The organism is Thiobacillus sp., assembly GCF_018780105.1.
Taxonomy (GTDB): domain Bacteria; phylum Pseudomonadota; class Gammaproteobacteria; order Burkholderiales; family Thiobacillaceae; genus Thiobacillus.
The window spans coordinates 123449-140524 of record NZ_JADMKC010000004.1 but is presented as its reverse complement, the minus strand read 5'-3'; the positions used below and the strand labels follow the sequence as shown (position 1 = coordinate 140524).

The following is a 17076-nucleotide window of genomic DNA, read 5'->3' as shown; positions in this document are numbered from 1 at the left end:
CCTGATCCCCTTATTTCAAAGCAGCCAGCGCGGCATCGTAGTTGGGTTCCTGCTTGATCTCGGGAACGAGCTCGGCGTGCAGTACCTTGTTGTTCTCATCCAGCACCACCACGGCACGCGCGGTTACGCCGGCCAGCGGGCCGGAGGTGATGTCGACGCCGTAGTTGCGCTTGAACTCCGCGCCGCGCATGGTCGACAGCGTCACCGCATTGCTGGTGCCTTCGGCGGTGCAGAAACGGCCTTGCGCAAACGGCAGGTCGGCCGAAATCACCATCAGCACGGCGCCGTTCAACGCGGCATCATTGAATTTCCTGGTCGAGGTCGCGCAGACGCCGGTGTCCAGGCTCGGCACGATGTTCAACAACTTTTTCTTGCCGACGAAATCCGCCAGCGAGACGTCGGACAGATCGCCGCTGACCAGTTTGAAGTCCGGCGCGGTGTCGCCGACCTTGGGGAAGTTACCGGATACGTCGATGGGGTTGCCGCCGAGGGTCACTGCCATGATGTTTCTCCTGAATTAACAAACGTAGGGATGCGGGGTCAATCAGTCTGGCAATCAGCCCGCGGGGTCTTCGTATCGCGACAAATGCTCGTCGATATTCTCGCGCAGGTATTTTTCATATACCTGCATGAAGTAAGCGATCGCAGATTCTTTTTCGAGCAGGAACTGCGCCTTGTTCTCGCTGCTGGCGTAGATCACGAAGGCGTTGAAGCGTGCCGCAGCGAACAGCATGGCCGCGCTCACCCTGGCCGGTTTGACCTTGCCCATGTGGGTGTTGCACAGCGCGATATACGCGTCGGCGAGTTCGTAGAATTCCTTGTCTTGCGGCATGTCGCTCATGGTTTTCCGATCAGTTCTTGTACGCGCACGGCGGCGCTTCGCGGCGCTTGGACAGGATACGTTCCAATTGTTGCGCGTAATGGTCAAGGTCGGCGGCAGTCTTGGTTTCAGTGACACAGACCAGAATCGCCTGCCCGAGTTCGGGATACCAGCCGGAAATATCCAGCCCGCCGAGGATGCCCTGTGCCTGCAGCGCGCGCAGCACATCTTTCGCGCTTGTGCCCTTCAGCATGTTGTCATCGAGCTTGAGCACGACTTCGTGGAAATACGGCGCAGCGAAGGCGCGCGTCACCCCGGGAATCGCCGTCAGCTTGTCGGCCAGCGCCACTGTGTTGGCGTGGCTGGCTGACGCGACTTTCGCCAGACCTTGCGGCCCCAGCAACGCCATGTATTGGGTGGCAGCGGTGACGACCAGCCCCTGGTTGGTACAGATATTGGAGGTGGCCTTGGAGCGGCGGATGTGCTGCTCGCGCGCCTGCAGCGTCAGCGAGAAACCCGGCTTGCCGTCGAGATCGACAGTACGTCCGACGATGCGCCCCGGCATCTGCCGCACGAATTCCTGGCGACAGCACATGAAGCCGAAGTACGGTCCGCCCGAAGCCATCGGCGCGCCCAGCGGCTGGCCTTCGCCGACGGCGATATCCGCCCCCTTCGTCCCCCACTTGCCGGGGGCTTCCAGCACTGCCAGCGTGGTCGGGTTGACCAGGCCGATCGCCAGCGCGCCCTGGGCATGGGCCCAGTCGGTCATCGCATGGACGTCTTCCAGTACGCCGAAGAAACCAGGCTGCGGAATCACCAGACCGGCAAACGCACCGGGGTCGGCCGGCAGCACGGTCTGGCCGCTGGCGGCGTCGTAATCGAGTTCGACCAGTTCGATGCCCTGGTTCTTCACCGTGGTCAGCACCACCTTGCGGTAGATCGAATGCACGCTCTTCGGCACCAGCACGCGGCGCGAGCTCTTGTGCGCGCGCACCGCCATCAGCACGGCTTCGGCCAGCGCCGAGGCGCCGTCGTACAGGGAGGCATTCGACACATCGAGCCCGGTCAGCCGGGTCATCATTGTCTGGTATTCGTAGATCAGCTGCAGCGTGCCCTGGCTGGCTTCGGCCTGATACGGCGTGTAGGCGGAATAGAACTCGCCGCGTGTGGTGATCTGCCAGATCGCTGCCGGAATGTGATGCTCGTAGACCCCCGCACCGATGAAGTTGGACCAGAAGCCGTCAGCCGACGCGCGCTCCTGCATCAAACGCGTCACCGCCATTTCGGGCAGGCCGTCGGGCACGTCTTTGAGCTTGCCGGTTTTCAGCGCGGACGGGATTTCGTCGAACAGGTCTTCGATGCTGGCCGCGCCAATGGCACCCAGCATGGCGGAGACGTCTTCAGGAGTGTGGGGGATGAAGGGCATTTTGTCAGGGGTCAGGATTCAGGGATCAGGATTCAGGGGGGATTCAGTGCCCGGTTCAAGGTAGGCGCGGCGCAGCCGCACATTCCCTGACCCCTGAATCCTGGCCCCTCCTCAGTGCGCTTCCGACTCAACCAGCTTCTGGTACGCGGCAGCGTCCATCAGTTCGGCAACATCGGCGGCATTGGCGGGCTTCAGCTTGAACATCCACGCGCTGTAAGCATCCTTGTTGATGGCTTCGGGGCTGGATTCGACGTCGGCGTTGGCGGCGATGACTTCGCCCGCAACCGGCGCGTACACGTCGGATGCGGCTTTCACCGACTCGACCACGGCGCATTCTTCGCCCTTCGCCAGGCTGCGGCCTGCGGCGGGGTTTTCGATGAACACCATGTCGCCCAGCAAATCCTGTGCGTGGTGGGTAATGCCGACCGTCAGCGTGCCGTCGGCTTCGACGCGCACCCATTCGTGGCTGGGGGTGTATTTGAGGTCTGCGGGAATGCTCATGATTTCTCCAGGTAAGGGGTTGGGCTTGAGGAGCGGTGCTGTGCACCTGCCCCGTTACGCCTCACGAAATTAAAATTTTGCCGTTACGCACGAATGGATATTTAACCACTTTGGCTTTCAGTTTCTTGTCGCGGATCTCGACTTCGACTTCCTCGCCCGGTGCGATGCCAAGCGGGATGCGAGCCAGCGCGATCGATTGCTGCATCGTCGGCGAAAACGTGCCGGAGGTGATTTCGCCCTCGCCATGCTTGGTCAGCACTTTTTGATGACCGCGCAGCACGCCCTTGTCGAGCAGCAACAGGCCAACCAGCTGTTTCGTGATTTCGCTCTTTTCCAGCGCAGCCCGGCCGACAAAATCGCGCGCGGTTTTCATGTCCACTGTCCACGCCAGGCCGGATTCCAGCGGCGAAGCGGTTTCATCCATGTCCTGGCCGTAGAGGTTCATGCCGGCTTCGAGCCGCAGGGTATCGCGCGCACCCAGGCCGATCGGCTTGCCACCGGCTTCCATCAACGCCTTCCAGAAGAAGGGCGCGGATTTCGCCAGCACCATCACTTCATAGCCGTCTTCGCCGGTGTAGCCGGTGCGCGCGATAAACATCTCGCCCATTGCAGCGGCGTTGAAAGGCTTGAGATGGGCGGTGATGGAATCGACGCCAGGCAGCGCGTTGTTCAGCGCCGGCGTCGCAGCCGGCCCCTGAATCGCGATCATCGCGAGGTCGCGGCGCGGCGTCAGAGTGAGTCCCATGCCCCACTCGGCATTCATTTTTTCCATCCAGGCGAGATCCTTTTCCGCGGTACCGGCATTGACCACCAGGCGGAACCAGGACTCGTCCATGAAATAGATGATGAGATCGTCGATCACCCCGCCGGCTTCATTGAGCATGCATGAATACAGCGCCTTGCCGGAGACCTGCAGTTTGTCGACGTTGTTGGCCACCAGCCGGCGCAAAAACGGGCGTACGTTGGCGCCCCTGATGTCGAGCGGCAGCATGTGGGAGACATCGAACAGACCGCAGCCGGTGCGCACCGCATGATGTTCTTCGATTTGCGAGCCGTAATTGACCGGCATGTCCCAGCCGCCGAAATCGACCATTTTGGCGGACAGCTCGCGATGGGTGGCGTTGAGCGGAGTGTGCTTGAGCGCTGCTGGAGTAGACGCGGCTTGATTTGACATGACGGTGACCAAAAATTTAAGGGATGCACGCTTGCGCTCCACCCCTCTGTCCTTGGTACCTGAGAGATTACGGTTGTGCCGGATCGAGTCTGGCGCAACCGCTGCCCCTTCGGTGGTGATCTGCCGGGTTTGAATTGAACCCAGCGTCACGCTCTCCAGAGTATTTTCCCAATACAAATATCGATTGGGGGTTGCGGTCCTTTTGCCTGAGCGATTCCGGGTGGGTTACGCCTTCGGCGGCATGCAAGGCATGCGCTCTCCCGCAACGGGAGGCCGAACTATACCGAAGAAGCGGGGGAGCGGCTAGCCTTGCGCCAGACCCGCGCCGGCTCAATAAGTCAGCTTCAGATCGAAGCCCATCGGCGCCACGTCGCGGATGGTCAAAGGCAGGCTCAGCGGCTGTTCGCTGCGCGGCGGAATGCCCGCGGCGATGCGCTGCGGGTCATCGAGATACTCGCTGGGCGCGAAGCTGCGCCGTGCCAGCGGCCGCTCGCGCTGGTCGGTGAGTGTCAACACCAGCATCGGCCAGGCCTGGGCCTGATCGGCACGATTGCCAAGAGTCAGCACCAGTTTGAGCCGAGTGGGGGTTTCGGTCTGCAGGTCGCTGCCGATGATCTGCAGCTGCGCCAGGTTTTGCGGCAGCGACACGCTGCAGCCCAGCAGCGAACAGACCTGCTCAACAGCGGGGCGCGCCTGCGGCCACCGTGCAACCAGGCTATCGCGCAGGAAGTAAGCCATTTGTGCCAGCAGCACGATCAGCAGCAGCGCGCTGCTCAAGCCCCACACCCAGGGCTTGAGGCGGCGCGGCGCGGCCAGCACCGCCGGCACGCTTTCGGGCGGCGGCGTGGCATATTCGATACGGGCGACGGGCGGCTCCGTTGCGGTGAAAACCGGCGCAGCGGGGTGCTCGGGCTCGAATTGCGGCAGCGGCCCAAGGTCGTCCGGCACCGGAATGTCGGGGTCGATGAGAATGATCGAGGGCAATTCGAGCGCGCTTTCGCGCTGGGCAATGCCGCTGGGGATGGCGGCTTCGCGTACGGCCTGCTCGATCTCGCGCACCTCATCGGGCGCATGTCGCGTGAACGGGAAGGGCGAGGGCGGAAGCGCGTCGGTTTCGGCTTCAGGCTCGGGTTCCGGTTCCGGTTCGCTCACCCGAGGTGAACCGTCGGCCATCAACAGGCTGGGATAGGCATCGAAAGCGGCGCCGCAGACGCTGCATTGCACCCAGCCCTGCGCGGCATCGAGTTGATCCTGCCCTAGACGGAACACGCTTGCGCATGCGGGGCAGGTGGTGCGAAAGCTCACTGCTTGATTCCAGACAGGCGCACCCAGCCCTCGTCGAGTGTGGGCGCATCAAACGCAAACCATTCGCGATACACCGCCATCACGTCCTCGGCCTGTTCGGCAAGAATGCCTGACAGCACCAGTTTTCCACCGCTGCGGACGCGCCCCGCCAGCAGCGGTGCCATGCCCTTGAGCGGATTGGTCAGAATGTTGGCGACGACGATATCGTATTGTCCGGGCGCAAATGCGTTCGGCAGGCAAAAATGTGCGCTGACCTCGTTGAGCGCGGCGTTGTCGCACGAGGCGGTGACGGCCTGCGCGTCGATATCGACGCCGTCCACCCGCGCCGCGCCTAGCTTGACCGCGGCAATGGCCAGGATCCCGGAGCCGCAGCCGTAGTCGAGCAGGGTTTCGCCGCCACGCAGGTTTTCGTCGAGCCAGCGCAGGCAAAGCCGGGTGGTGGGGTGACTGCCCGTGCCGAAAGCCAGACCGGGGTCCAGCTTGAGGTTGATCGCGCTGCTGTCGGGCGCGTCGTGCCAAGTGGGGACGATCCACAAGCGCGGCGAGATCGGGATCGGGTCGAATTGCGACTGCGTCAGCCGCACCCAGTCCTGCTCGGCCACCGTTTCCACCGTGTATTGAGTGGGCGCGGTGATACCGGCAAGTTCAGCCGCCGCGGCGAGGATGGCGGCCACGTCGGCGTCCGCTTCCAGCAACACGACCGCGATGCTGTGCGGCCACAGTTCGGCTGTCGGGTAATCCGGCTCGCCGAACAGCGGGGTTTCGTCGACGGTGCCGGCATCGGCGTCTTCCAGCGACACCGACAGTGCCCCCACTTCCATCAGCGCATCGGATAGCGGCTCAGCGGTTTTTGAATCAACGAGGATGCGGACGGATTGCCAGGACATGGTGTGAGCAGGAAGCAGTGGGCGGTGAACGGAGTTGCCCCCTTAATGTTCGCCGCCTGCCGCTTCCGCCTTGTCCTCCGCCAGCTTGTGCTCCAGATAGTGGATGCTGGTGCCGCCGGCGATGAACGCCGCATCGTGCATCAGGTTCTGGTGCAACGGAATATTGGTGTGGATGCCCTCGACCACCATTTCCATCAGTGCGCCGCGCATGCGTGCGATGGCTTGATTGCGCGTGTCGCCATAGGCAATCAGCTTGCCGATCATCGAGTCGTAGTGCGGCGGCACGTAATAGCCGTGATACACATGCGAGTCGACGCGGATGCCAGGGCCGCCGGGCGCATGATAGTTGGTCAGCTTGCCGGGGCTGGGCACGAACGTGGCCGGGTGCTCGGCGTTGATGCGGCACTCGATGGCATGCCCGCGGAACTGGATGTCTTTCTGCTTCCACGGCAGTTTTTCGCCCGCGGCAACACGGATCTGCGTCTGCACGATGTCGATGCCGGTGATGAGTTCGGTCACCGGGTGTTCGACCTGCACCCGGGTATTCATTTCGATGAAGTAGAACTCGCCGTTTTCGTACAGGAACTCGAAGGTGCCGGCGCCGCGGTAGCCGATCTTGCGGCAGGCTTCGGCGCAGCGTTCGCCGATCTTGTCGCGCAGCTTGGGATCGAGCCCCGGCGCAGGCGCTTCTTCCAGCACTTTCTGGTGGCGGCGCTGCATCGAGCAGTCGCGTTCGCCCAGGTGGACGGCATTGCCGTGCTCGTCGGCGAGAATCTGGATCTCGATATGACGTGGCGTTTGCAGGAACTTTTCCATGTAAACCATGGGGTTGCCGAAGAAGCTCTGCGCTTCGGAGCTGGTCATGGCCACGGCGTTCAGCAGCGCGGCCTCGCTGTGCACCACGCGCATGCCGCGCCCGCCGCCGCCGCCCGCTGCCTTGATGATGACCGGGTAGCCGATCTTGGCGGCAATCTTGATGATCTCGTCCGGATCGTCCGGCATCGCGCCTTCGGAACCGGGCACGCACGGCACCTTGGCTTCGATCATGGCCTGCTTGGCGGTGACCTTGTCGCCCATCAGGCGGATGTTTTCGGGACGCGGGCCGATGAACGCAAAACCGGACGACTCGACGCGTTCGGCGAAATTGGCGTTTTCCGACAGGAAGCCATAACCGGGGTGAATCGCCTCGGCATCGGTGACTTCCGCCGCAGCGATGATCGACGGCACATGCAGATAACTCTGCGCTGAGGCCGCCGGGCCGATACACACCGATTCGTCGGCCAGCTTCACATACTTCGCGTCGCGGTCGGCTTCGGAATAGACGACGACCGTTTTAATGCCCATCTCACGACAGGCACGCTGGATTCTTAGGGCAATTTCGCCACGGTTGGCGATGAGGATTTTTTCAAACATGATCGTTGAGGCTCGGTGAAGTTTGAGGGAGGGGGTGTGCAGGCGCCTGACGCCTCACGCCTCAACCAATCACGAACAGCGGCTCGCCGTATTCCACGGGCTGACCGTTTTCGACCAGGATGGCCTTGATGACGCCGGCCACGTCGGTTTCGATTTCGTTCAGCAGCTTCATCGCTTCGATCAGGCACAGCGTATCCCCTGCGCTCACGCTCTGCCCCACTTCGGCAAAGTTCTTGGCACCCGGCGCCGGCGCACGGTAGAACGTGCCGACCATGGGCGAACGCACCACGTGGCCCTCGGGCAACGCGTCTTCCGCCGGTGCTGCAACTGCGGCGGGCGCGGCTGCCACCGGCGCCGGTGCGTGCATCATGTGCTGCGGCATATGCGACATCATCATCGGCGCGCCCGCAATGCTCTTGGCGATGCGGACTTTTTCTTCGCCCTCGGTGATTTCAAGCTCGGCAATGCCGGAGGCTTCGACCAGGTCAATGAGCTTTTTCAGTTTTCTGAGATCCATGAGGAGTCCTGTTTTGGAGGTGACGCAGCGCGTATTCCAGCGCCAGTTCGTAGCCGAACGCGCCCAGCCCCGACACCACGCCGACCGCGAGATCGGACAGATACGAGTGATGACGGAAGGATTCGCGTGCGTAGATATTGGAAAGATGCACTTCGACGAAAGGAATGGATACCGCCGCCAGCGCATCGCGAATCGCCACGCTGGTATGGGTATACGCCGCCGGATTGATCACGATGAAGTCGACATGATCGCGACTGGCCTGATGAATGCGTTCGACCAGCGCCCCTTCGTGGTTGTGCTGGAAGGTTTCGATAAACGCACTGGCGGCATCCCCGCGGCCCACCAGCGCACGATTGATATCGTCGAGCGTGGCGAGTCCGTAATGCTTGGGTTCACGGGTGCCCAGCAGATTCAGATTGGGGCCGTGCATAACCAGAACATGCGGATGCAGACTGGAAGCCGATTTGGCCGCAACGCGGCCGGTTCGTTTAGTCGTCATAGCTGCAAGTTTGCCGTAGATAGGGGTGAATTGTCCAGATATTGACGCCAGATCGCATCTATGTTGCGGATTCAGGCCGCCCCCATTTTGGCCAAAACTGCTTCCAGCCTCGCACGGGGCAGCCGCCCGAGGTGTTTGAGCACGATGTTGCCTTCGCGATCGAGCACAATCGTGTAGGGCAATGCACCGCTCGGGTTACCCAATTGCCGCGCCAGGTTGTTGGCCGCCCCTTCACCGATCAGGATCGGGTAGTTGACTGCCTGGCGCTGCATGAACTGCGCAACGTTGGCCTGATTATCAACGGCAATGCCGACGAATTCGACGCCCTTGGCCGTGTATTGCGTACGCAAGGCAACAAAGTCGGGTATTTCCTCTCGGCACGGCGCACACCAGCTGGCCCAGAAATTCAGCACCAGCACCCGACCGCGCCATTGCGACAGGGCCTGGGGCCGGCCCTGCGTATCCGGGTAAGTGAGCTGCCACAGCACCGCGACAGGAAGCGCCGGCGCTTGCGGCGCGTAACGGGTTTGCGCCAGCCATATCCCCGCAACCAGCGCGAGGACGGCGAGGGGAATGGCATAGAGCAGGGATTTATTCACGCCCTGATCCAGACCGGCAATTGACGGCCGATCCGCCCTCCCCGCTCACAGCTCCCCGTAAGAATGCAGACCCGACAGGAACATGTTCACGCCCAGGAATGCAAAGGTCGTGACGAACAAACCGATCACCGCCCACCATGCCAGCATCGGGCCGCGCAGCCCCTTGACCAGACGGATATGCAGCCAGGCCGCATAGTTCAGCCACACGATCAGCGCCCAGGTTTCCTTCGGGTCCCAGCTCCAGTAACCGCCCCAGGCTTCAGCCGCCCACATCGCGCCGAGGATCGTCGCGATGGTGAAGAACGCGAAGCCGATGGCAATCGCCTTGTACATCATGTCGTCGATGACTTCGAGACTGGGCAGACGGCTGGACAGGATGCCGCGCGACGACAGCAAATAGCCGACACCCAGCATGGCCGACAGCGAGAACGAACCGTAGCCGATGAAGTTGGCGGGCACATGCAATTTCATCCACCAGGATTTGAGCGCGGGGACCAGCGGCTGGATTTCATGCGCCTGGCGGTCGAAGGTGTACCAGAGGATGAAGCCAACTGCCGCCGAAATCACCAGCAACACCAGCGCGCCGAGCTGGCGGGTCTGGTAACGCGCTTCGTAGTACAGGTACATCATCGCGGTGATCAGGCAAAACAGCACGAACACTTCGTACAGGTTGGATACCGGGATGTGGCCGACATCGACGCCGATCAGGTAGGACTCGTACCAGCGCACCATCAGGCCGACAAAACCCAGCGTGATGGCAGCCCAGCTCAGGGTGCTGCCCGTCTTCATCGTGAATTCCGAACGCGTCAGCAACCCCGCCCAGTACGCCAGCGTCGCCAGCCCGAACAGCGCGCACATCCACATGATCGCGGCCTGGCTTGAAATCAGGTATTTGAGGAAAAACGCCTGCTCCATGCGGGTAAGATCGCCCTGATACTGGCTGATCGCAAACAGGCTGATGAGCCCCACCCCGATGAACAGCGGACGGAACGGTTTCCAGAACCAGCCGAACACCGCCAGTGAGGGGATCGCAGCCAGCAGGATGGCTTTTTCGTAGATATCCATGTAGTCGCCAAAGCGCGACAGGGCGAACAGGGCGCCCGCGGCCACGATGGCGGCGAACAGCCAGTCGAACCACGACAGGCGCTTGAACAACGGGGCAGGTTGGTTGAGGGCGAGTTCCATGATGTTTCTCCGGCTTACTTCACAAACAGCGGTTTATTTGACCAGGGTATCGAGCGCTTGCGCATGTTGCGCAAACTCCTTCTCGAAATCAATGCTGTGCTTGGCCGACGACATGGCCAGCAGCGCGCTGCCCGGCTTGACGCGCAGCCACACCCGGCGCTCGCGCACATAGAGCATGAAAAACACGCCGAGCGTCAGCAACAGCGAACCGAAATAGACCACGTTCTGGCCGGGCGAGCGAGTGAGCTGCAGGCCGCTGGCTTTGACTTCATCGTATTGCATGAGTTGCAGATAGATCGGCGCGCCGTAAACAAACATGTCGCTGATGCTGTTGAGTGAATCGCGCACCAGCCAGCCGGTGGCCTCATCGGCCGGCGGCGGGGGCAGCCCGGCCTGGCTGTTGGCGATCTGCAGCGCCTCGAATGCCGCCAGCTCGATAATACGCAGGTACGTGCCGGCCGCCTTGTCGCGCTCGGCCGCAGGCACCTTTTCTTCGATGAAACGCCCCAGCGACTGGAAGCCACCCTCGGCGAACAAGGCCAGCATCTGGGTCGCGCTGAATTTAAGCTTGTCCTCGATCTCGGTGCCCCAGGCATTTTGCGGCAGCGCCTGGCGGGCGAAACGGGCAGCGATCTGCGGGCGCAATTCGGCGTTCAGCAAGGCGCCGCGCAAACGCATGAAGCTCTCGATATTGCCTTCGGCGTCGAGCGGCATGCGCATATAGCGGAAGGCCTCGTTGGGCGACTCGCGCACGCCGGTCATCATGTACCAGCGGCCATTCAACTCCAGCGGCAACATGTAGTTGCTGAACTCGCGTGCCTGCCCGCGCGCATCGCGCAGCTTGAACTGGACGCTGGGGCCGACATTGCGCAGATGCTTGTTGTCGCTGACCGGGCTGCTGCCGAGCACGCCCATGGCGTCGCCCGCCGGTGCAATGTCGCCGCCCATGTTCTCGATGTTGAACGGACGGAAGTCGGTGAACTCGAGGGTGTATTCCCCCGCGCCACTGGAGAGCGCGGTGCTTTGCTGGACAACGCCTTCGACCGGAAAAGACGAAGCTGTCGGCGCAAACAGGTTCCAGCCGCGCAGGCTCATGCGGGTGCCGCCATCGGCGAAACTGGCCTGGTAAATCGCGACACCGTCGTATACCAGCGGATGGTTGACGGCGATGGTGGCTTCCTTGATCTTCTGGCCGGACTTGTCGAACAGTTCGATATCGCTTTCGAAGCTTTTCGGCTGGCCGGTGGTGTAGTGCTCGATGCGGAACTGCTTCAGCCCCACGGTGAACGGCAGATCCTGCACCAGATAGCCGTCGGCGACGTTGAGGAAAACCACATCGGCGCTGGAGCCCTCGGGAATCTGCACACTGCCGCGAAACGACGGGTTGGAGGGCCCCAGGCGCGAAATCGCCGGCACCTGGCTTTGCGGAATGTCGCGCGTCTCGATCTTCTTGTATCCAAGCAACTGCTGCACCTTGAACACCATGTTGCCGTCGAGCAGCCCGCCGACACAGATCAGCACGATCGCCGAATGCGCCAGCAAATAGCCGAGACGGTTCCAGCTGCCCGCCTTGGCGGCAAGCAGCACCCCCTCCTCGCGCGTCAGGTTCTTGACCTTGTAGCCTTGCCCTTCAAGGTAACGCTGCGCACTGGCGGCCAGCGCAGTCGGCGCGAGTTGCGTGACGGCCTCGTGCTTGTGCTTGAAAGCATTCAGCGATTGCTCGCTCACGTGTTCGCGAAAGCTTTTCATCTCGCGCACAAAGTTCGGCGCATTACGGAAAATGCACACGCTGGTCGAAGCGACCAGAAACGTCAGGATGAGCAGGAACCAGGCGGCATGATAAACATCGTACAGCCCCAGTTTCTCGAACACCTCGAACCAGAACGGACCGAGCTGGATGAGATAGTTGCCGTAGGGCTCGGCCTGTTTCAGCACCGTACCGATGATCGACGCAACCGCGAGGATCGACAGCAGGCTGATGGCAAAGCGCATCGAGCTCATCAGCTCGAACAGCGACTTGCCAAAGGAATGGGGAACGGTATTCATTTGCTCAACATGACCCAAAGGGCATAAAACCCTACAAGCACAATACCCAAAGGGCAAAAATAAAAAGGGTGACTTGCGTCACCCTTTGAACAGGCTCAGGCTTGAATGGACACAAGCCAAGGCAATCAGTTCAACGCAGACCCTGAATATAAGCCGCAACCGCCTTCATGTCCGCATCGCTCATCTTGACTGCGATATTGCGCATCATCTTGGCCGCATCGTTCGCACGTGCGTCAACGCGGAATGCATTCAACTGCGTGTAAATGTAATTGCTATGCTGGCCAGCCAGACGCGGGAACTGCGCGGGAATGCCTTTGCCCTGCGGGCCGTGGCACGAAGCGCAAGCCGGCACGCCGGCGCCCATCACACCGCCGCGGAAAATCTTTTGCCCCTGCAAGGCCAGTGCCTGGTCCTTCGAGGTGCCGGGTTTGGGTTGCTGGGAGCTGAAATAAGCAGACAGGTTCAGCATGTCCTGTGGCGTCAGGCTGGCAACCATGCCCGACATGATGGCGTTTTTGCGCGCGCCCGACTTGAACTCGGTCAGCTGCTTGTTGATGTATTCGGCATTCAGACCCGCCAGCTTGGGGTTTTCAGCCGCAACGCTGTTGCCATCCACCGAGTGGCAGCCCGCGCACACCTGATTGACGATGGATTCTGCCGCCTTGGGGTCGCCTTTGCTTGCCGGAGTGGCAGCAGGTGCGTTGGCAAAAGCAGAAGTGGTGGCCAAAACGGCAACCAGAGAGGCGAAGAATTTCATCTAAAGCTCCTGAAGCTTGCAAAACCAGGGGATTGCAAAATTTGGTGAAGCGGGTAGTTTAGCGGCAACTAATATGACTGCCAAGCCTGTGCTTAATCGTGCCCACTTCCACACCTCGGTCGCCCAGTTGCGTGATCTGCCTTACAGTCGCGCCGAAATTGCGTTTGCCGGACGCTCAAATGCCGGAAAGTCAAGTGCAATCAATCTGTTAACGCGGATTAACCGGCTCGCCTACACCTCAAAAACGCCCGGCCGGACCCAGCTGATCAACTTTTTCGCGGTCGACGCCGACACCTATCTGGTCGACCTGCCGGGTTACGGATATGCGAAAGTTCCGCCCGCAGTCAAGGCAAAGTGGGAAGGATTGTTGTCGCGCTACCTGCAGGAACGCGACGCACTGGCCGGCATGGTGCTGATCATGGATGCGCGCCACCCACTCACCCCGCTGGACCGGCAAATGCTTGACTGGTTCACCCCAACCGGCAAACCGGTGCACATCCTGCTGTCCAAGGCCGACAAACTATCCAACGGCGAGCGTGCGTTAACTTTGCGCCGCGTCAAACAGGAACTGTCGGCCCTTCCCCATGTTTCGGTACAGCTGTTTTCCAGCCTGTCCCGCCTGGGGGCCGAAGATGCGACGACATTGCTCGAGAACTGGTTTAGCCAAGCCCAACAGGGCGAACCTGGGCCGGCGGAAGTGCAAAACGCGTCCGGTATGCAAAAAGAAAGCCCCGACCACACGAAGGATCGGGGCTAAAGATGCCTTAATGCGTTAAGGCACCCCGCTCAGGGAGGAGAAGCGGGGGACGGTGAAACACCGTCTATTGATAATGAGCAGACTTGCCCGGAAATAGTTCCGACATCAACCCGCATTTTTTTGGAGACGTGTGTGACCCTGCCATTTGGCGCATTTCCCGCCGCCCGTATGCGCCGCATGCGGCGTGATGACTTTTCCCGTCGCCTGATGCGCGAACACACGCTGACGGCCAATGACCTTATATATCCGGTATTTGTGCTGGACGGCCAGAACAAGCGCGAAGCCGTGGCTTCGATGCCGGGCGTCGAGCGCTTGAGCCTCGACTTGTTGCTGCCCGTTGCCGAGGAATGTGTGCAACTGGGTATCCCGGCACTGGCCTTGTTTCCGGTCATTGACGCCGGCCTGAAATCCCCGGGCGCCGAAGAAGCACTCAATCCGGAAGGACTGGTCCCGCGTACCGTCGCCGCCCTGAAAAGCCGCTTTCCCGAACTTGGCATCATCACCGACGTGGCGCTGGACCCCTATACCAGCCACGGTCAGGACGGCCTGATCGACGCAAACGGTTACGTGATGAACGATGAAACCGTCGTCGTCCTGGCCCAGCAGGCCGTTGTCCATGCCCGGGCCGGCGCGGATATCGTCGCCCCCTCGGACATGATGGATGGTCGCGTCGTCGCCATTCGTGCCGCGCTCGAAGATGCCGGCCAGATCCATACCCGTATCCTGGCGTATGCCGCCAAGTACGCTTCCAGCTTTTATGGGCCGTTCCGTGATGCCGTCGGCTCGGCCGCCAATCTCGGAAAAGGCAATAAATCCACCTACCAGATGGACCCTGCCAACAGCAACGAGGCGCTGTGGGAGGTCGGCCTCGATTTGCAGGAAGGGGCCGACATGGTAATGATCAAGCCAGGCATGCCCTATCTCGACATCATCCGCCGTGTAAAGGAAACCTATGGCGCGCCGACATATGCCTATCAGGTGAGCGGCGAATACGCTATGTTGAAAGCAGCCGCGCAAAATGGGTGGCTGGATGAGCGTGCTTGCGTGCTTGAGGCCTTGCTGGCGTTCAAGCGTGCAGGCGCAGATGGTGTGCTGACCTACTTTGCGCGCGATGTGGCGCGCTGGATCAACACGTAGTGTAAAACGGGGGCCTGCCCCCGACCGGTCTGCATGCAGCGCGAGGGCGGTCAGCGATAATCAAATATGACGGGTGCTCCTATGTTTTCTTCTTTTTTCGGCTAACTTATGTCCGTCAACATCCCCAAAGGCTTCACCGGCTTTACGCAGCGCAGCAAAGCTGCAGAGGAATGGGACAAAACCATTGTCGCCATCTCGCCCTACCAACTCAAGGATCTGGTTCTGCCAGAACCACTGAGCGCTGCACATCAATCGGGCGAAAAAATTGAAGAGCAGGCATTTAAGATTCGTTTGGCACATTCCACCGAGCGGGTTAGCTCAGCCAGCATGCTGGTGCAGCGTAAATATGCCGGACGCGGCTATAAAACCAATGATTTCAACAAGTCGCCCGAGCGCATCACCCTGATGGCATCACAGAACGACAAGGTGATCGGGACACTCACCTTGGGACTGGATACGCCTCACGGACTCTTGGTCGAGGAGTTATACAAACAGGAAATCGACAACCTGCGTCAGGCCGGCCGCAAAGTCTGCGAATTGACCAAGCTGGCCGTTGACCAAACCCACGGCTCCAAGCACATCCTGGCCTCGCTATTCCACATCGCCTATATTTATGGTCGGGTCATGCAGGGCTACACCGATGTCGTCATTGAGGTGAATCCCCGCCATGCCGCATTCTACAAACGCATGCTGGGATTCACCGAGTTCGGGCCGGAAAGGCTCTGCAGCCGTGTGAATGCCCCGGCCGTCCTGCTGCGACTGGAACTCGATTACGTTGACCGGCAAATCGAATTGCTGGGCGGAAAGACCGAGAGCGCCCAAGGCGAGCGTTCACTTTACCCTTATTTCTTCAGCAAAACGGACGAGATCGGGATCACCAATCGCGTGACGCACGGCGGGTAACAGGCCGCCAAGACTGAAAATCAGGCCGTTATTCCCGCCAGCGGGGCACGGCTAATGGAAAACGTCGTTCTTGAGCCCGCCAAGCTTGAAAAACGTCCGCATGTCGTCCAGGTCGTACTTGAAACGGGGATTCAGGCCATCGCGCATACGGTTCAGGATCGCGATCTTCTCGGCGGGCAAATCCTTGTCTGGGGTTTTGAGCACAATCAGCAACGGCACCTTGAACGTGCTGAACACATTGACCGCCCCGCCCAGAAACCCTTTCGCCAGCCTCTGGAAATCCGAAAGCAGAAACGCGGCCCGCAACGAGCGCTCGTAATCAAGCAGCAGTTGATGAGGGTCGCGATCGCGATTCATATAAGCGAAGAAAATCACTGATTTCAATGACTTGAGGCGCCCGAAATCAGCCAGATACAGCGCACCCCCCGGCTTCAATATGCGCTGGATTTCGCGGAAACACCCTTCGAGATGCCCCGCCGTCGGCAAGTGATGCAAGGAAACCGTGCTGATGACCCCATCCACCGATTGCGGCTCAAACGCATCCAGCTTCGTAATGTCACCGGTCATGAAGCTGACATTGCGCACACCGGCTTCATCCGCGTGGGTGCGGGCATGCCTGAGCATCTCCTGCGACATGTCAACGCCAACAAACTCGATCTCGGGATTGATCGTTGCAATTTGAATCAACTGGGTTGCCGGGCCGCACCCAAGATCGACCACCCTCTTACACCCCTGGAGGGCCTGCGAAGCTCGCGCGGTGTGAAACAAATAGGATGCTGCCAAGGTGCTTTCAGCACGCCCTGTTTCTGAAAATGCCGCCACCTGATCAACATCTTCCATGATGGCATCCGGCTCGGGCTCGCGCGGCAAAGTCTGGTCGCTCAACAATTCCCGCAGGAAGGTGGGCAGTAATGAGATGCGGGGGAGATTCATGCTGACCTCAATAATGTGTAGTGCATCGTAAAGGCTTAACGCCCATTCCAAACCAATCTTGACAGAACGCTACCACCTGTTTTTTAGCACAAGCAGCCTGTCGGAAAATTTTACAAAAAATCTCAAACATCTCGCCAATCCCACTATTCAAACATGAATTCACCTTTATTTTCAATGCACTCAACACGCTGGCACGCCACGTGCTTTATTGCTCGGC

At 60.5% G+C, this 17076-nt stretch carries 18 protein-coding genes and 2 riboswitches; of the genes, 3 read left to right on the top strand and 15 right to left on the bottom strand.

Annotation, left to right across the window (positions count from 1 at the left end):
• Window positions 1-10 precede the first annotated feature (10 nt).
• The 14 genes from tpx to IV098_RS03695 all read right to left on the bottom strand — a co-directional run bounded on the left by tpx (window position 11) and on the right by IV098_RS03695 (window position 13129).
• On the bottom strand, window positions 11-502 hold the full coding sequence (tpx, locus tag IV098_RS03760) for a thiol peroxidase (RefSeq protein ID WP_296886474.1): 492 nt from the start codon (window positions 500-502) through the stop codon (window positions 11-13).
• 54 nt (window positions 503-556) lie between these two features.
• Window positions 557-841: a DUF3144 domain-containing protein gene (locus tag IV098_RS03755; RefSeq protein ID WP_296886473.1), complete on the bottom strand. Its 285-nt coding sequence runs from the start codon at window positions 839-841 to the stop codon at window positions 557-559.
• Between the two features lie 10 nt (window positions 842-851).
• On the bottom strand, window positions 852-2246 hold the full coding sequence (gene gcvPA / locus IV098_RS03750) for an aminomethyl-transferring glycine dehydrogenase subunit GcvPA (RefSeq protein WP_296886472.1): 1395 nt from the start codon (window positions 2244-2246) through the stop codon (window positions 852-854).
• Window positions 2247-2357: 111 nt separating this feature from the next.
• Entirely contained in the window at window positions 2358-2747 is a 390-nt protein-coding gene (gcvH, locus tag IV098_RS03745; protein WP_296886471.1) for a glycine cleavage system protein GcvH, read from the bottom strand.
• A 61-nt stretch (window positions 2748-2808) separates the two neighbouring features.
• The gene (gene gcvT, locus IV098_RS03740) at window positions 2809-3921 is read right to left on the bottom strand and encodes a glycine cleavage system aminomethyltransferase GcvT (protein ID WP_296886470.1); all 1113 of its coding nucleotides are present in this window, start codon (window positions 3919-3921) and stop codon (window positions 2809-2811) included.
• Window positions 3922-3957: 36 nt separating this feature from the next.
• A riboswitch (glycine riboswitch) is annotated at window positions 3958-4090 on the bottom strand.
• Window positions 4091-4105: 15 nt separating this feature from the next.
• Window positions 4106-4194, bottom strand: a riboswitch (glycine riboswitch).
• Between the two features lie 57 nt (window positions 4195-4251).
• Complete coding sequence (locus IV098_RS03735) at window positions 4252-5226, bottom strand: zinc-ribbon and DUF3426 domain-containing protein (RefSeq protein WP_296886469.1); 975 nt, start codon at window positions 5224-5226, stop codon at window positions 4252-4254.
• Complete coding sequence (gene prmA / locus IV098_RS03730) at window positions 5223-6113, bottom strand: 50S ribosomal protein L11 methyltransferase (RefSeq protein WP_296886468.1); 891 nt, start codon at window positions 6111-6113, stop codon at window positions 5223-5225. The genes IV098_RS03735 and prmA overlap by 4 nt, the downstream gene beginning before the upstream one ends.
• Before the next feature lie 42 nt (window positions 6114-6155).
• Window positions 6156-7526, bottom strand: coding sequence for an acetyl-CoA carboxylase biotin carboxylase subunit (gene accC, locus IV098_RS03725; RefSeq protein WP_296886467.1), 1371 nt, complete (start codon window positions 7524-7526; stop codon window positions 6156-6158).
• A 61-nt stretch (window positions 7527-7587) separates the two neighbouring features.
• Window positions 7588-8043, bottom strand: a complete 456-nt coding sequence (gene accB / locus IV098_RS03720; protein WP_296886466.1) for an acetyl-CoA carboxylase biotin carboxyl carrier protein — start codon at window positions 8041-8043, stop codon at window positions 7588-7590.
• Window positions 8012-8494: a type II 3-dehydroquinate dehydratase gene (aroQ, locus tag IV098_RS03715; protein ID WP_367114171.1), complete on the bottom strand. Its 483-nt coding sequence runs from the start codon at window positions 8492-8494 to the stop codon at window positions 8012-8014. The genes accB and aroQ overlap by 32 nt, the downstream gene beginning before the upstream one ends.
• A gap of 119 nt (window positions 8495-8613) precedes the next feature.
• A complete protein-coding gene (locus IV098_RS03710) occupies window positions 8614-9141 on the bottom strand; it encodes a TlpA disulfide reductase family protein (protein ID WP_296886464.1) in 528 nt (175 codons plus the stop codon).
• 45 nt (window positions 9142-9186) lie between these two features.
• Window positions 9187-10326 (bottom strand): c-type cytochrome biogenesis protein CcsB, encoded by a 1140-nt coding sequence (gene ccsB, locus IV098_RS03705; RefSeq protein ID WP_296886463.1) that lies wholly within the window; start codon window positions 10324-10326, stop codon window positions 9187-9189.
• Between the two features lie 33 nt (window positions 10327-10359).
• Window positions 10360-12372 (bottom strand): cytochrome c biogenesis protein ResB, encoded by a 2013-nt coding sequence (locus tag IV098_RS03700; protein ID WP_296886462.1) that lies wholly within the window; start codon window positions 12370-12372, stop codon window positions 10360-10362.
• A 130-nt stretch (window positions 12373-12502) separates the two neighbouring features.
• Window positions 12503-13129, bottom strand: a complete 627-nt coding sequence (locus IV098_RS03695; protein WP_296886461.1) for a c-type cytochrome — start codon at window positions 13127-13129, stop codon at window positions 12503-12505.
• A gap of 73 nt (window positions 13130-13202) precedes the next feature.
• Here IV098_RS03695 and yihA point away from each other — a divergent pair, with 73 nt between their 5' ends.
• The 3 genes from yihA (at window position 13203) to IV098_RS03680 (ending at window position 15926) form a co-directional block, all read left to right on the top strand.
• Complete coding sequence (gene yihA, locus IV098_RS03690) at window positions 13203-13886, top strand: ribosome biogenesis GTP-binding protein YihA/YsxC (RefSeq protein ID WP_296886460.1); 684 nt, start codon at window positions 13203-13205, stop codon at window positions 13884-13886.
• A 132-nt stretch (window positions 13887-14018) separates the two neighbouring features.
• Window positions 14019-15023 carry a porphobilinogen synthase gene (hemB, locus tag IV098_RS03685; protein WP_296886459.1) on the top strand — a complete coding sequence of 335 codons (1005 nt, stop codon included), beginning with the start codon at window positions 14019-14021 and terminating at the stop codon, window positions 15021-15023.
• A 108-nt stretch (window positions 15024-15131) separates the two neighbouring features.
• The gene (locus tag IV098_RS03680; protein WP_296886458.1) at window positions 15132-15926 is read left to right on the top strand and encodes a hypothetical protein; all 795 of its coding nucleotides are present in this window, start codon (window positions 15132-15134) and stop codon (window positions 15924-15926) included.
• Window positions 15927-15977: 51 nt separating this feature from the next.
• On the opposite strand, the gene IV098_RS03675 is transcribed toward IV098_RS03680, so the two are convergent.
• Window positions 15978-16859, bottom strand: coding sequence for a class I SAM-dependent methyltransferase (locus tag IV098_RS03675; RefSeq protein WP_296886457.1), 882 nt, complete (start codon window positions 16857-16859; stop codon window positions 15978-15980).
• Window positions 16860-17076 lie beyond the last annotated feature (217 nt).